This is a genomic window from Helicobacter pylori (genome assembly GCA_008032935.1).
Lineage (GTDB): Bacteria > Campylobacterota > Campylobacteria > Campylobacterales > Helicobacteraceae > Helicobacter > Helicobacter pylori_CX.
The window spans coordinates 1123326-1139386 of sequence record CP032039.1 but is presented as its reverse complement, the minus strand read 5'-3'; the positions used below and the strand labels follow the sequence as shown (position 1 = coordinate 1139386).

The window sequence follows — 16061 nt, the reverse complement described above, 5'->3', positions numbered from 1 at the left end:
ATTCAGCCACAAATTAGGACTTTTTCAAAATTTTAAGCTCTTTTTCTTTTTTTTTGATTTAATACTAGGTATAATTTTAATTCCATCTAACAAGGAAAAGCTATGAAAGTAACACAAGGCGTTGCTAACGACTTTTTTGTCCTAACAAACACGATATTTTCTGTCCTAAAAATAAGAAAACGCATTTTATGAGTTCTATCACTATACTTTCAATAAAATAAAGGGTGTTTTTGACTAAAAAATTTATGTCTTGGATGGTGGTTATTGGGGCTTTAATTTGCGTGCTTTTAGGGGTGTTTATCTTCTTTACCAGCATGTCGGTTAAAAAATCTTTAACCGCTTATCTTAACGCTTATTTAGATCAACGCCCCCATATTAAGGGCATGGGGATTGTAGGCACTCCTTTTGAATGCGAAGGGTTTTTTAAAATCGCATGCGTTTCTAAAGAGATCAGTTTTTTAGACTCTCAAAACTCCCCTATTGTGGATTTTAAAAATTTAAATATCAAGCTCCATTCTTTAGACAAAAGCTCTCTTATCCTTTCTATCAGCTCTCAAATCAAATCCCCTATTTTAGAACAAGATATTCAGCAAAAAATCAGCCAAATCCCCCTAAAAGACTTGAATGCCTTATTAGAAAAAATGAAACCCACGCGCTTGAATTGCTCTTTAAAATTCAACGCTCTAGATGAAAAAACCTTAAACGACAATTTAAAATGCGATTTGACTAATGCGGAGAATATCCTTGCTTACACTTTTTTTCAAGAGGGTTTAATGGAGACTCAAGAAAATCTCTCCCTTAAAAATATTTTTAAAACCTTGAGTTCTAAAGACGCTAAAGCCACAGAAGAGTTGCAAGACAAACTGCGTTTTTCAGCGCCAAAGTTGAGCGTTTCTATCCAAGCGCGCCATCTTAAAAATGTTTTAGAGTCCTTTTACCACCAAAATAAAGAGAGTTTGGGCTTTTTTTCCCCTTATTTTAGTTTGCGATCTCAAACCCCTAGCGTCTCTTATGAAAGCGCGTTGGCTTCTTTAGAAAACTATTTTATAGCCTTGTTCCAATCCCATTTTAAAGACAATACAGAGCTCCAACAAAATTTTAAAGGATTGTTGCAAGCCTTTGTTTCTATAGCTAAAGACAAACGATCCCAGATCACTCTTAACGCCCAAGCTAAAGACAACACCAAGCTGACTTTTAACGCCTTGTTAGATAGCCTTAGCGTGAATTTCTTTCAATCTTACAAAATAAGCCATGAGTGATTTCAAAGTCCCCCCCAAAGCTAAAGGGTTTAAACGCCTTTTTAAAGCCCTTTTTTATTCTAAAGACGGGCTTAAATGCGCGTGGGCTGAAGAGAGTGCGTTCAGGCAAATTGCCATCTTGGCTCTTTTTTGTATCGCTCTAGCGAGCTATCTAGCTAAAGATTTTTTAGAATGGGGGCTATTGATTTTGCCTTGTTTTTTATCGGTGGTGGTTGAACTCATCAATAGCTCTATTGAAAAGGCTGTGGATTTTACTGGCACCGAGTTCCACCCATTAGCCAAAAAGGCTAAAGACATGGCCAGTTCAGCCCAACTGATAGGGCTTATTTTTTGGGCTTTTGTTTGGGGGCGTTATCTTTTAACGCTTTATTTGAAGTAATTAAATTTTAGGGAGACACATGCAAGATCATTTAGTCAATGAAACAAAAAATATTGTAGAAGTGGGGATTGATTCTTCTATTGAAGAGAGCTATTTAGCCTATTCCATGAGCGTGATCATAGGGCGTGCTTTACCGGACGCTAGAGATGGCTTAAAGCCTGTGCATAGGCGTATTTTGTATGCGATGCATGAATTAGGTCTTACTTCCAAAGTCGCTTACAAAAAAAGCGCTAGGATCGTGGGTGATGTGATTGGTAAATACCACCCCCATGGCGATAACGCGGTTTATGATGCGTTAGTGAGAATGGCGCAAGATTTTTCCATGCGTTTGGAATTAGTGGATGGGCAGGGCAACTTTGGCTCTATTGATGGCGATAACGCTGCAGCGATGCGTTACACTGAAGCCAGAATGACTAAGGCGAGTGAAGAAATTTTAAGGGATATTGATAAGGACACCATTGATTTTGTGCCTAATTATGATGACACCTTAAAAGAGCCAGATATTCTACCAAGCCGTCTGCCTAACCTTTTAGTCAATGGGGCTAATGGGATCGCTGTAGGGATGGCGACTTCTATCCCCCCTCATAGGATTGATGAAATCATAGACGCTTTAGCGCATGTCTTAGAAAACCCTGACGCTGAATTAGATGAAATTTTAGAATTTGTCAAAGGGCCTGATTTTCCCACCGGCGGGATCATTTATGGCAAGGCGGGTATTGTTGAAGCCTATAAAACGGGGCGAGGGCGCGTGAAAGTGCGGGCCAAAGTGCATGTGGAAAAGACGAAAAATAAAGAAATCATCGTTTTAGATGAAATGCCTTTTCAAACCAATAAAGCCAAATTGGTGGAACAAATCAGCGATTTAGCGCGAGAAAAACAAATTGAAGGCATTAGCGAAGTGCGCGATGAGAGCGATAGAGAGGGCATTAGAGTGGTGATTGAATTAAAAAGAGACGCAATGAGTGAAATTGTCTTAAACCACCTTTACAAACTCACCACCATGGAGACCACTTTTAGCATCATTTTACTCGCTATTTACAATAAAGAGCCTAAGATTTTCACGCTTTTAGAGTTGTTGTGCCTTTTTTTAAACCACAGAAAAACCATTATTATAAGACGCACTATTTTTGAATTAGAAAAAGCTAAGACCAGAGCGCATATTTTAGAGGGCTATTTGATCGCCTTGGATAATATTGATGAAATCGTGCGACTCATTAAAACAAGCTCAAGCCCAGAAGCGGCTAAAAACGCCTTAATGGAGCGTTTCACTTTGAGTGAAATCCAAAGCAAAGCCATTTTAGAAATGCGTTTGCAACGCTTAACAGGCCTTGAAAGGGATAAGATCAAAGAAGAATACCAAAACTTATTAGAGCTTATTGATGATCTCAATGGCATTTTAAAGAGCGAAGATCGCTTGAATGAGGTCGTCAAAACAGAGCTTTTAGAAGTCAAAGAGCAGTTTTCTTCTCCAAGGTGCACTGAAATTCAAGAATCTTATGAAAATATTGACATAGAAGATTTGATCGCTAATGAGCCTATGGTGGTGAGCATGAGCTATAAAGGCTATGTGAAAAGAGTGGATTTAAAAGCTTATGAAAAGCAAAATCGTGGCGGTAAGGGCAAGCTTTCAGGCAGCACTTATGAAGACGATTTCATTGAAAACTTTTTTGTGGCTAACACGCATGATATTTTGCTCTTTATCACCAATAAGGGGCAATTGTATCATTTGAAAGTCTATAAAATCCCAGAAGCGAGCCGGATCGCTATGGGTAAAGCCGTTGTGAATTTAATTTCGCTCGCTCCTGATGAAAAGATCATGGCGACTCTAAGCACTAAAGACTTTAGCGATGAGTGCTCTTTAGCTTTCTTCACAAAAAATGGCGTGGTGAAGCGCACCAATTTGAGCGAATTTGAAAGCAACAGGAGTTGTGGTATCAGAGCGATTGTTTTAGATGAAGGCGATGAATTAGTGAGTGCAAAAGTTGTGGATAAAAACGCTAAGCATTTGCTCATCGCATCGCATTTGGGCATTTTCATTAAATTCCCTTTAGAAGATGTGCGCGAGATCGGAAGAACTACTCGTGGGGTTATAGGGATTAGGCTGAATGAAAACGATTTTGTTGTCGGCGCGGTCGTTATTAGCGATGATGGCAACAAGCTTTTGAGCGTGAGCGAGAACGGGCTTGGCAAGCAAACTCTAGCCGAAGCATATAGGGAGCAATCTCGTGGAGGTAAGGGGGTCATTGGCATGAAGCTCACTCAAAAAACCGGCAATCTAGTGGGCGTTATCAGCGTGGATGATGAAAATCTGGATTTGATGATTCTTACTGCGAGCGCAAAAATGATTAGAGTTTCTATTAAAGATATTAGAGAAACCGGAAGAAACGCTAGTGGGGTAAAGCTCATAAACACCGCTGATAAAGTCGTGTATGTCAATTCTTGCCCTAAAGAAGAAGAGCCAGAAAATCTAGAAAACTCTCCTGCACAATTATTTGAGTGATGCGTTTCTTTTCATTCTTTTATTTTTTATTGTATTTTTTAGGGGTTTCTTTGCATGCTCTAAACCCCCTAGAAGATCAAGAATTTTTAATTTCGTACCGCTTGAAAATCGTTGATTCTAGAGTGATGGGCGAAGAGTATTCCATCTCTAAACCTATCGTTAGCCGCATCAAAACAGCCCCCTATGTTTTAGATTATCATTGCTCTATTATTACTAGCAACTTACCCGATTTGAAAAACCCCTTGCTCCAAACCAAACTAGAACGCTTCCTTTTAGAAATAGCGTTAAAAAAAGAAAAAGAGCGAGTCATTGATTGCATTTTAAAAAGCCAAGTCGCTATCACGCATTATGATCACAGCTATAAAAACGGCACCACTACCACGAGCATTCTTAACCTCAAAGCCTTAAGCGTTAGAGCGAGTTTAGTGGGAGATGCGCTGTTTTTAGATATTTTTAGAAAGGAAGAAGAATGAAAATCGCCATTGTAGAAGATGATATTAACATGCGTAAAAGTCTGGAGCTTTTTTTTGAGCTTCAAGACGATTTAGAGATTGTGAGTTTTAAAAACCCTAAAGACGCTTTAGCCAAGTTAGATGAAAGCTTTGATTTAGTCATCACGGATATTAACATGCCACATATGGACGGCTTGGAATTTTTACGCCTTTTAGAAGGCAAATACGAATCCATTGTGATTACCGGCAATGCGACCTTGAATAAAGCCATTGATTCCATTCGTTTAGGCGTGAAAGACTTTTTCCAAAAACCTTTTAAACCAGAATTGCTTTTAGAATCTATCTATCGCACTAAAAAAGTTTTAGAATTTCAAAAAAAACACCCTTTAGAAAAACCTTTAAAAAAACCACACAAACACAGCTTTTTAGCCACTTCAAAAGCGTTAGAAGAGAGCAAACGGCAGGCCTTAAAAGTCGCAAGCACGGACGCTAATGTCATGCTATTAGGCGAAAGCGGGGTGGGTAAGGAAGTTTTTGCTCATTTTATCCACCAGCATTCGCAACGCTCTAAACACCCTTTTATAGCGATCAACATGTCCGCAATCCCAGAGCATTTATTAGAAAGCGAGCTTTTTGGGTATCAAAAAGGGGCGTTCACGGACGCCACAGCACCTAAAATGGGGCTTTTTGAGAGCGCCAATAAAGGCACGATCTTTTTAGATGAAATCGCTGAAATGCCCTTTCAATTGCAAAGCAAACTTTTAAGAGTGGTTCAAGAAAAAGAAATCACGCGCCTTGGGGATAATAAGAGCGTTAAAATTGATGTTCGTTTCATTTCCGCTACCAACGCTAACATGAAAGAAAAAATCGCTTCAAAAGAATTTAGAGAAGATTTATTTTTCCGCTTGCAAATCGTGCCTATAACTATCGCGCCTTTAAGAGAGAGGGTAGAAGAGATCTTGCCCATTGCTGAAATCAAGCTTAAAGAAGTGTGCGATGCGTATCATTTGGGGCCAAAATCCTTTTCAAAAAACGCTGCGAAACGCCTTTTAGAATACTCTTGGCATGGGAATGTGCGAGAGCTTTTAGGCGTCGTGGAAAGAGCGGCGATTTTAAGCGAAGAAACAGAAATCCAAGAAAAAGATTTGTTTTTGGAAAGGTAGTTTGTAGGGCTTCTTTATAAATCATCTGCAACCAGATAAGTTTAATAAGTTTTAGTGATCACGCTATAATTTCATGGAGTTATTAAAAAAAAGCATTTATTAGAAACGCTTAATTTGGGATTTTTGCTTAAAGGGGTTTAAAGATTGGGGTTCAATTAATGGGGAGTTTTTATGTTAGCGGATGATTTTATGGTTAAGAAATTAAAAAACAAGGAGTTGCATGGTTTGTTGTGTAACAAATTGAGTAAAAGAGTGGATAGATTTGGCTATAGAGCGATTGGTGTTGGAGCGGATAAAGAGACTAACGAAGTTATTGTTCAATTGAGTGAGGAAAAAATTGTTAGATTGAGTAGCAAGACCGCTTTAGCAAATGATGATGATTTCATGGCGGGTATTTTTGATGAATTTAATGAATTAAAGGCTAATAAAGAACCACAGAAACCTCACTCGATCTATTATGGGTATGGCAGCTCTTATAAAATCATTGATGTTCTTAACGATAAGGATGGTGATTTTATCAATTGCAGATTGTTTATCGTTAAGGAATTAGGGGTTGAAATGAGTGTTTAGGGTTTTATGTTCCCCCTATGATTGATAATAACAACACCACTCTTGCTGATTTGCTTGAAAATGGCGAGCCTGCAATATATTATGAAGCTAATTCTGCAAATATCAGGCGTTTTTTGGACAAAGGGCCTTACAACATTGAGTGGTTGGTGAGAAAGTATTTGGGGGTTGGGTTTAGGAGTTACAAAATAGAGCGGATACAAGGAACGGAATTTGCGATCAAATTCTACTATAAAAAGTGGGGGTCTATGATTGATAGAGAAGTTAAAATGCAATTCCCCAAATATCTTAAAGACTCAAAGAAGACAGCCGTTAAAATAACAAGCTAAGGTGTTTTACGAGTTGCTGAGGGGGCCTTTGTTTGGCAACCTCCTCGGCAAAGATCCCATTCAGGCGATTATCATGCGGAAGGAAGACAATAATAAATAAAATCTTGTTGAATCTTAATCTTCTTATTTTTTAAATTAGAAGTTATTTTTTAACCCCTAAGACCGCGCTACACAAATTATCATGCAATTAAAATTAAAATCAAACTCTTTACTATTGACTATAAAAAATGTTTTTTAGCATTTTTTATAATTTATGATTAACACTTAATGGTAATAAAGCCTTATTAGTAGTTTTTGTGTGGGACTAAAAATAGTGGGTTTAGGGGGTTTTTAACCCTACCCCTTGTAATTTGGGCTACATGGCGAAAATAATAGCGCCCGCTCTCACGATTTTTAATGGCTGATAACCTGCTTATTTTCAAGTTTTTTACATTTTTAGTATGGCGTATTTTTCTTACTTGGTTTGTTATGGCTCTTGTGTTTTAAACTCGTTTGTGGTAGGATTATTCCCATTAAGGTTTGAAACGCTATTGCCGTTTCTGTAATGGTTAGAGAGTGTCGGCTTGGTCTCTAACTCCCTTAATTTTTTCTCAAACTCTCATGCGATAGATTTTAAGGTATGGCTTCTTTGCTAACTTTTATATAATCAATGGTTATTGTTGCCGCTAGCCTTATAATTTTGAAACCATGACGCAATAGCGCCTCTGCTCTCTAATATTTGGCTGTCTGTTATTTTATTCAGCCCTACTTTAACAAACAAACCCCATGCAAGCTATTTCAATTCCAAAGCTAAAAATTTTCCCGTATAGCTTTGGGTTTTTTCGCAATTTTGCGCCACTTCTAAAGGCGTGCCGCTCGCAATGATTTTCCCACCCTTATCCCCCCCATCAGGCCCCATGTCTATAATGTAGTCAGCGTTTTTGATGATGTCTAAATTATGCTCAATCACTATCATGGAATTGCCTAACGCTACCAAAGAATGCAAAACTTGTAAAAGGTGATTCACATCTTCAAAATGCAAACCGGTGGTAGGCTCATCTAAAATATAAAGGGTTTTGCCCGTGTCTTTTTTGCTCAATTCTTTAGCTAATTTGATCCTTTGAGCCTCCCCCCCGCTTAAAGTCGTAGCGTTTTGCCCTAAAGTGATATAGCCTAAGCCCACATCTATAAGGGTTTTTAACTTCACAGCGATTTTAGGGAATTTAGCAAAAAATTCATAAGCCTCTTCTACGCTCATGTTCAACACATCGGCAATGGATTTGCCTTTCACCTTGATTTCTAAAGTCTGGGGGTTGTATTTAGCGCCCTTACAGCTATCGCATTGGACTAACACATCAGGCAAAAAGTGCATTTCTATTTTAATATCCCCATCGCCTTGGCATTTCTCGCACCGCCCCCCTTTAACATTAAAGCTAAAACGGCTCGCACTATAGCCTAAAATTTTAGCTTCTTTTTGCTCGGCAAATAAAATCCTGATTTCATCCATCACTCCTGTATAAGTGGCAGGGTTGCTTCGTGGGGTTTTGCCTATGGGGGCTTGGTCTAAATAAATCACTTTATCCAAATGCTCCAACCCTACAATCTCCACCCCATTCAAGCTTTGAATTTTTTTAGCATGGTTTAAAAGGGTTTGAGCGGTGGGTAAAAGGGTTTGTAAAATCAGCGAGCTTTTACCGCTCCCGCTCACCCCAGTAATGCACACCAATTGTTTTAAAGGGATTTGAACGCTCAAATTCTTAATGTTATTGATATTGACATTTTTAATTTCTAAAAAATGCTTTTCTTTAGGGAGTTCCAATTTAGGGCGCTCAATCTTTTTAGTGCCGTTGAGATACAAGGCGGTAGAATGGTTGTTTTGCAATAAATCTTTTACGCTCCCACTAAAAACCACTTCACCCCCATGCCTTCCAGCCTTTGGCCCAATATCTACAACAAAATCCGCATGCTTAATCGTCTCTTTGTCATGCTCTACGACAATGAGCGTGTTCCCCTTTTTTTGCAAATTCCTAAGGGTGTTGATGAGTTTGAGCGTGTCTTTTTCATGCAAACCAATACTAGGCTCGTCTAAAACATACAAAACCCCTGTCAGACCGCTCCCGATTTGACTAGCGATTCGTATCCTTTGGCTCTCCCCTCCGCTAATCGTTCGTGCATCCCTCCCTAAAGTCAAATACCCTAGCCCCACATCGTATAAAAAAAACACCCTTTCTAAAATCTCTTTTAAAATAGGTTCAGCGATCTTTTTTTCTTGCTCGTTAAGATAGCTAAAATGCGTGGGATCATTAAAAAAGTGATAGACCTCTTCAATGGGCTTAGTTAAAAAATCCGCCATTTTCAAGCCAGCGACTTGAACGCTCAAACTTGAGGCTTTCAAACGATGCCCCTCGCACGAAGAACAGGTTTTTTCGCTCATGTAATCGCTCAAATCCTTTTGCTCTTTAAACATGTCATAAGCGATTTGGATAATGCCTTTCCAAGGGCGTTTTAAAGGGCTGTTTTTAAAATGAAAGCTGATTTCAGTGCCATTCCCATACAAAAGAGCGTCCTGTTGCTCTTTATTCAATTCGTTAAAACAAAGCGCGCTGTCAATGCCATTGTATTTACAAAAGCCTTCAAACATTTGAGCGTAATAACTGCGGTTATACCCAAAAATCACTTTAATCGCTCCTTGATTTAAAGGCGTGTTAGGATCTAAAATCTTACTAATATCTAAGCTGAATTTTGTTCCCAAACCCAAACAACTCTCGCACGCCCCTTTAGGCGAATTGAAGGAAAAACTCAAAGGCTCTAATTCTTCAAAACTCATCTTGCATTTAAAGCATGCCTTATGCTCGCTGTAATGCTTCCTGATGCTTGGCATGTTGTCTTGCAAGATTTCCACTTCTAATTCCCCATAGCTTTCTTTAAGGGCTTTTTCTATTGCACTAGCGATCCGTGAAGAATTTTCGCTATTGATAACCACCCTATCCACCACCGCTTCAATGGTGTGTTTTTTGGTTTTGTGCAAATGGATTTCTTCATCTAAACGCACCATCACCCCATCAACAAAAGCCCTCACATACCCCTTTAAACGCAAGCTCTCTAATTTATCGTTAAACGAACCTTTTTTATCTTTAATAATGGGGGCTAGAATAATGATTTTAGAATTTTCTTCTAAATGACAGATTTGAGAAATAATATCGCTCGCGCTCATAGAACTAATGGGCTCTAAACATGTGGGGCAAAATTGCTCCCCAATCCTTGCAAACAACAACCTTAAATAATCATAAATCTCAGTGATCGTCCCCACAGTGGATCTAGGGTTTTTAGAAGTGGTTTTTTGATCAATGGCAATCGCAGGGGTTAGGCCTTCAATTTTATCCACATTAGGCTTACCCACTTTGTCTAAAAATTGCCTCGCATAGCTGGACAAACTCTCTAAATAGCGCCTTTGGCCTTCAGCGTATAAAGTGTCAAATGCCAGAGTGGATTTACCCGAACCGCTTAATCCGGTAAAAACAACAAACTGGTTTTTAGGGATTTCTAAAAAAATATTTTTGAGATTGTTTTCCCTAGCCCCTTGAATAATGATCTTATCCATAATGGTTTTATGTTGCAAGAGTTTCCTTAAAATAAGAAAATGGATTAAAAGGAGCTATTATACTTCAAAAAAGAATGGTTTTATTATCATTTCTTATTCATAAGAGTTAAAAATATTTGCTTGATTAAGGATAAACATGCTATTATTTTATGAGACAATTTTAAAGATAGGAATGTAAAGGAATGGAATTTATGAAAAAGTTTGTAGCTTTAGGGCTTCTATCCGCGGTTTTAAGCTCTTCGTTGTTAGCCGAAGGTGATGGTGTTTATATAGGGACTAATTATCAGCTTGGACAAGCCCGTTTGAATAGTAATATTTATAACACAGGGGATTGCACGGAGAGTGTTGTAGGTTGCCCCCCAGGTCTTAGCGCTAATAAGTATAATCCAGGACACACCAATATCAATTGGCATGCTAAATACGCTAATGGGGCTTTGAATGGTTTTGGGTTGAATGTGGGTTATAAGAAGTTCTTCCAGTTCAAGTCTTTTGATATGACAAGCAGGTGGTTTGGTTTTAGAGTGTATGGGCTTTTTGATTATGGGCATGCCACTTTAGGTAAGCAAGTTTATGCACCTAATAAAATCCAGTTGGATATGGTTTCTTGGGGTGTGGGGAGCGATTTGTTAGCTGATATTATTGATAACGATAACGCTTCTTTTGGTATTTTTGGTGGGGTCGCTATCGGTGGTAACACTTGGAAAAGCTCAGCGGCAAACTATTGGAAAGAGCAAATCATTGAAGCTAAAGGTCCTGATGTTTGTACCCCCACTTATTGTAACCCTAACGCTCCTTATAGCACCAAAACTTCAACCGTCGCCTTTCAAGTATGGTTGAATTTTGGCGTGAGAGCCAATATCTACAAGCATAATGGCGTAGAGTTTGGCGTGAGAGTGCCGCTACTCATCAACAAGTTTTTGAGTGCGGGTCCTAACGCTACTAATCTTTATTACCATTTGAAACGGGATTATTCGCTTTATTTGGGGTATAACTACACTTTTTAAACCCTTTAAAAGGGTGTCTTTAAACCCTTTTTAATCTTTATAAAAGGGATTTTAGTTTGGGTTTTTGTATCTTAAAAAGCTAAAATTGATTATAAAGAAACTTTTGAGCGTAACCAACAAAACCAATACCATTGAGTGGGCATTTGGAAAATTCATCTAGGGGTTTTAAGGGGATTTTTTGCAAGAAATAGAAAATCTGCACCAAAGCGTTTTGTTGCAAGAAGTTTTGCAAGCGTTCGCACCTTTAGAAGAAGGGATTTTGATTGATTGCACTTTAGGGTTAGGGGGGCATTCTAAAGCGATTCTATCCCAAAAACCGCACCTAAAACTCATTGGCATTGATAAAGATAAGTTCGCTCAAGAAATCGCTAAAGAACGATTGAAAGCCTTTGAAGGGCGTTACAACCTCTTAAGCGGGGGTTTTGCCAAACGCTTTAAAGAAGCCCTAGAAATTCATGGCGATCGAATCAAGGGGGTTTTAGTGGATTTAGGGGTGAGCTCCTTACAGCTTGATGATGATAACAGAGGGTTTAATTTCCACTCGCACACTCTGGACATGCGCATGGATTTAGAGAGCGATTTGAACGCTCAAAAAGTCATCAACTCTTATCCTGTAATAGCGTTAGAAAAAATCTTTAGAGACTATGGCGAAATCAAAGAATACAAAAAAATCGCCCACAAAATTGCAGAAAGGCGCGCTAAAAAACCCTTCAAAGACGCTAAGGATTTGAGCGAGTTTTTAAGCTCTTTTTCTAAAAATAAAAAAATCCACCCAGCGACATTAGTGTTTCAAGCCGTTCGCATAGAAGTCAATAGCGAATTAGAAGAATTAAAAGAGTTTTTACAATGCGCTAAAAACCTTAAAGGGGCGATTTTGTGCGTGATTTCTTTTCATTCCTTAGAAGACGCATTAGTGAAAAACGCTTTCAAAGATTACGCTAAAAATTGCATTTGCGATCCTTCAAGTTTCAAATGCGCTTGCTCTAACAATCACGCTTTAGGCACAATTTTAACCAAAAAGCCCATCACTCCAAGCCCAGAAGAAATTAAAAACAACAGGCGTTCACGAAGCGCTAAAATGAGGGTTTTTCAATTCAAACCATGAGTAAGTTTATGAGTAAGCCATGAATATCAAAACCCATTCTTCAAACGAAAAAGAACGCTTTGTGTGCATAGAAGAGGACGAAAAAAAGGAATTATTCGCTGGAACTGCAAATGAAAATTCGCACGGCCTTTCTTTAATGAATTTAATAGGGGTATTGGTTTTTGGGGGCGCGTTTTTAGCCTTATTAGCGCCTAAAATCTATTTAAGCAATAATATCTATTATATTAGCCGTAAAATCAACACCCTAGAAGATCAAAAACGCCTGCTTTTAGAAGAACAACAAATCCTAAAAAACGAATTAGAAAAAGAGCGTTTTAAATACTATATAGAGAATAGTGAAAATATTGGCGATATTGCGTTTTAAGTGAAAACCCCCTATCTTAAGAGAGCCTAATTAGCGGTAAATCATTTTAAATTATTTTAACATAAAGACTTATTTTAAAATTTTGTTTCAATATGAAACACTAATCCCTTGTAAAAACTTTAAATTTTAAAAAACAAACAAACAACCCCCTTAAATTGTATAATAAAAACACTTTAATCCAACAAAGGATAACCATGAGAAAACTCTTCACTCCACTTTTGTTATTCAGGAAATAATACAGATGAAAAAAACGATTTCAGCGTTGTTTTTATCAGCGTGCATGGGGTTATCGTCTGTTTATGCAGATAACGCTTTGATTTTACAAACCGACTTTAGCCTAAAAGATGGGGCCGTCTCGGCGATGAAAGGCGTCGCTTTCAGCGTTGATTCCAATCTTAAAATCTTTGATTTAACGCACGAAATCCCCCGTATAACATCTGGGAGGGTGCTTACCGCTTGTATCAGACCGCTAGTTATTGGCCAAAAGGTTCGGTATTTGTGAGCGTAGTTGATCCGGGCGTAGGCACTAAGCGTAAATCGGTGGTGCTAAAAACTAAAAACGGCCAGTATTTCGTCTCGCCGGATAACGGCACGCTGACTTTGGTAGCGCAAACTTTGGGGATTGATAGCGTGCGTGAAATTGATGAAAAAGCTAACCGCTTGAAAGGTTCTGAAAAATCCTACACTTTCCATGGTCGTGATGTGTATGCTTACACTGGTGCGCGCTTGGCTTCTGGAGCGATCACATTCGAGCAGGTCGGGCCAGAGCTTCCCCCAAAAGTCGTTGAAATTCCTTACCAAAAAGCGAAAGCCACAAAAGGGGAAGTGAAAGGCAATATCCCGATTTTGGATATTCAATATGGCAATGTTTGGAGCAATATCAGCGATAAGTTGCTCAATCAAGCAAAAATCAAACGCAACGATATATTGTGTGTAACGATTTCTAAAGGTTCCAAGAAACAATACGAAGGGAAAATGCCGTATGTTGCGAGCTTTGGCGATGTGCCAGAAGGCCAGCCGTTGGTTTATTTAAACAGCTTGTTGAATGTTTCCGTGGCGCTGAATAGGGATAATTTCGCACAAAAATATCAAATCAAATCTGGCGCTGATTGGAATATTGATATAAAGAAGTGTGCTAAGTAAAGCGCTGTTTAGAAAAATTAAGGGGGGGGTTAAAGGTTTTAGTTATCAAACTTTTATCAACACAGCCTAATTAATGATAAATAAACCCTAAAACAAACGCTTGTTTTTAGAATTTTGTTTCAATACGAAACACTAATCCCTTGTAAAAGCTTTAAATTCCAATAAAATAAACAAACCATTCCCTTAAATTGTATAATGAAAACACTATAAGCTAACAAAGGATAACCATGAAAAAACTATTCATCCCACTTTTATTATTCAGCGCTTTAGAAGCGAACGAGAAAAATGGCTTTTTCATAGAAGCCGGCTTTGAAACTGGGCTATTAGAAGGCACGCAAACGCAAGAAAAAAGACACACCACCACAAAAAACACTTACGCAACTTATAGTTATTTACCCACAGACACGATTTTAAAAAGAGCGGCTAATTTATTCACAGACGCTAAATCCATATCACAATTAAACTTTTCATCTTTATCTCCTGTTAAAGTGTTGTATATTGGTGGTAAATTAACTATAGAAAATTTCTTACCTTATAATTTAAGCAATGTTAAACTGAGTTTTAAAGACGCTCAAGGCAACACGATTGATCTAGGCGTGATAGAGACCATCCCCAAACACTCTAAGATTGTTTTACCTGGGGAGGCATTTGATAGCCTAAAAGAGGCGTTTGATAAAATTGGCCCCTATACTTTCTTTCTTCCAAAATTTGAAGCCACTAGCACTTCTATTTCTGACGCTAACACGCAAAGGGTGTTTGAAACGCTCAATAACATTAAAACAAATCTTATAATGAAATATAGTAATGAAAATCCAAGCAATTTCAACACTTGTCCTTACAATAATAATGGTAATACGAAAAATGATTGTTGGCAAAATTTCACCCCACAAACCGCAGAAGAATTCACTAATTTAATGTTGAACATGATCGCTGTCTTAGACTCCCAATCTTGGGGCGATGCGATCTTAAACGCTCCTTTTGAATTCACTAACAGCTCAACAGATTGCGATAATGATTCTTCAAAATGCGTAAATCCCGGAGTAAATGGGCGTGTTGATTCTAAAGTCGATCAACAATATATACTCAACAAACAAGGTATTATTAATAATTTTAGAAAAAAAATAGAAATTGATGCGGTTGTTTTAAAAAATTCAGGGGTTGTAGGGTTAGCCAATGGATATGGTAATGATGGTGAATATGGCACATTAGGGGTAGAAGCTTATGCATTAGAACCCCAAAAACTCTTTAGCGACAACCTTAAGACTATCAATTTGGCTGATTTAAGAACCATCTTGCATGAATTCAGCCACACTAAAGGCTATGGGCATAACGGGAATATGACCTATCAAAGAGTGCCAACCGGTCAAAACGAAAATGGCAAACCAAAAGATTCTGATGGCCTCCCCTATAATGTGTGTTCGCTTTATGGAAAATCCAATCAGCCCGCTTTCCCTAGCAACTACCCTAATTCCATCTATCACAATTGCGCGGATGTCCCAGCTGGCTTTTTAGGGGTAACAGCAGCGGTCTGGCAGCAGCTTATTAATCAAAACGCTTTACCGATTAACTACGCTAACTTGGGGAGTCAAACAAACTACAATCTAAACGCTAGTTTGAACACGCAAGATTTAGCCAATTCCATGCTTAGCACCATTCAAAAAACCTTTGTCACTTCTAGCGTTACCAACCACTATTTTTCAAGCGCTTCACAGAGTTTTAGAAGCCCTATTTTAGGGGTTAACGCTAAAATAGGCTATCAAAACTACTTTAATGATTTCATAGGGTTAGCTTATTATGGCATCGTGAAATACAACTATTCTAAAGCCCTTAATCAAAAATTCCAGCAATTGAGCTATGGTGGGGGATAGATTTATTACTGGATTTCATCACCACTTACTCCAATAAAAATAGCCCTATAGGCGTTCAAACGAGAAAGAACTTTTCTTCATCTTTTGGCATCTTTGGGGGGTTAAGGGGCTTGTATAACAGCTATTATGTGCTCAATAAAGTCAAAGGAAGTGGCAATTTAGATGTGGCTACTGGGTTGAATTACCGCTATAAGCATTCTAAATATTCTGTAGGGATTAGCATCCCTTTAATCCAAAGAAAAGCTAGCGTCGTTTCTAGCGGTGGCGATTACACGAACTCTTTTGTTTTCAATGAAGGGGCTAGCCATTTTAAGGTGTTTTTCAATTATGGGTGGATATTCTAAAACG

9 protein-coding genes and 3 pseudogenes are annotated in these 16061 nt (G+C 38.4%); 11 read left to right on the top strand and 1 reads right to left on the bottom strand.

The features are described 5' to 3' along the window. Window positions 1–230: 230 nt before the first annotated feature. The 6 genes and pseudogenes from D2C78_05725 to D2C78_05700 all read left to right on the top strand — a co-directional run bounded on the left by D2C78_05725 (window position 231) and on the right by D2C78_05700 (window position 6403). A complete protein-coding gene (locus tag D2C78_05725; GenBank protein ID QEF35416.1) occupies window positions 231–1259 on the top strand; it encodes a hypothetical protein in 1029 nt (342 codons plus the stop codon). Then, window positions 1252–1638 carry a diacylglycerol kinase gene (locus tag D2C78_05720; GenBank protein ID QEF35415.1) on the top strand — a complete coding sequence of 129 codons (387 nt, stop codon included), beginning with the start codon at window positions 1252–1254 and terminating at the stop codon, window positions 1636–1638. The genes D2C78_05725 and D2C78_05720 overlap by 8 nt, the downstream gene beginning before the upstream one ends. A gap of 19 nt (window positions 1639–1657) precedes the next feature. Continuing rightward, window positions 1658–4138: a DNA topoisomerase (ATP-hydrolyzing) subunit A gene (gene gyrA / locus D2C78_05715; protein ID QEF35414.1), complete on the top strand. Its 2481-nt coding sequence runs from the start codon at window positions 1658–1660 to the stop codon at window positions 4136–4138. Beyond that, entirely contained in the window at window positions 4135–4611 is a 477-nt protein-coding gene (locus D2C78_05710) for a hypothetical protein (GenBank protein ID QEF35413.1), read from the top strand. Before gyrA ends, D2C78_05710 begins: the two co-directional genes overlap by 4 nt. Then, complete coding sequence (locus D2C78_05705; GenBank protein QEF35412.1) at window positions 4608–5753, top strand: sigma-54-dependent Fis family transcriptional regulator; 1146 nt, start codon at window positions 4608–4610, stop codon at window positions 5751–5753. The genes D2C78_05710 and D2C78_05705 overlap by 4 nt, the downstream gene beginning before the upstream one ends. A gap of 171 nt (window positions 5754–5924) precedes the next feature. Then, a pseudogene (locus tag D2C78_05700) lies at window positions 5925–6403 on the top strand (hypothetical protein). Between the two features lie 1018 nt (window positions 6404–7421). Here D2C78_05700 and uvrA read toward each other — a convergent pair. Then, entirely contained in the window at window positions 7422–10229 is a 2808-nt protein-coding gene (gene uvrA, locus D2C78_05695; GenBank protein QEF35824.1) for an excinuclease ABC subunit A, read from the bottom strand. Window positions 10230–10420: 191 nt separating this feature from the next. Between uvrA and D2C78_05690 the strand changes: the two genes are divergently transcribed. The 5 genes and pseudogenes from D2C78_05690 to D2C78_05670 all read left to right on the top strand — a co-directional run bounded on the left by D2C78_05690 (window position 10421) and on the right by D2C78_05670 (window position 16057). Beyond that, a complete protein-coding gene (locus D2C78_05690) occupies window positions 10421–11233 on the top strand; it encodes an outer membrane protein (protein QEF35411.1) in 813 nt (270 codons plus the stop codon). Between the two features lie 178 nt (window positions 11234–11411). Beyond that, window positions 11412–12338: a 16S rRNA (cytosine(1402)-N(4))-methyltransferase gene (gene rsmH / locus D2C78_05685; protein QEF35410.1), complete on the top strand. Its 927-nt coding sequence runs from the start codon at window positions 11412–11414 to the stop codon at window positions 12336–12338. Window positions 12339–12357: 19 nt separating this feature from the next. Then, the gene (locus tag D2C78_05680) at window positions 12358–12702 is read left to right on the top strand and encodes a hypothetical protein (GenBank protein ID QEF35409.1); all 345 of its coding nucleotides are present in this window, start codon (window positions 12358–12360) and stop codon (window positions 12700–12702) included. A gap of 241 nt (window positions 12703–12943) precedes the next feature. Then, a pseudogene (locus D2C78_05675) lies at window positions 12944–13845 on the top strand (acetolactate synthase). Window positions 13846–14072: 227 nt separating this feature from the next. Next, window positions 14073–16057, top strand: a pseudogene (locus tag D2C78_05670) (hypothetical protein). Window positions 16058–16061 lie beyond the last annotated feature (4 nt).

What these genes read in the sequence shown, in the direction of transcription:
- D2C78_05720 (QEF35415.1), top strand. Translation starts at nt 1,252, where the DNA reads ATGAGTGATTTCAAAGTCCCCCCCAAAGCTAAAGGGTTTAAACGCCTT.
- gyrA (QEF35414.1), top strand. Translation starts at nt 1,658, where the DNA reads ATGCAAGATCATTTAGTCAATGAAACAAAAAATATTGTAGAAGTGGGG.
- D2C78_05705 (QEF35412.1), top strand. Translation starts at nt 4,608, where the DNA reads ATGAAAATCGCCATTGTAGAAGATGATATTAACATGCGTAAAAGTCTG.
- uvrA (QEF35824.1), bottom strand. Translation starts at nt 10,229, where the DNA reads ATGGATAAGATCATTATTCAAGGGGCTAGGGAAAACAATCTCAAAAAT.
- D2C78_05690 (QEF35411.1), top strand. Translation starts at nt 10,421, where the DNA reads ATGAAAAAGTTTGTAGCTTTAGGGCTTCTATCCGCGGTTTTAAGCTCT.
- D2C78_05680 (QEF35409.1), top strand. Translation starts at nt 12,358, where the DNA reads ATGAATATCAAAACCCATTCTTCAAACGAAAAAGAACGCTTTGTGTGC.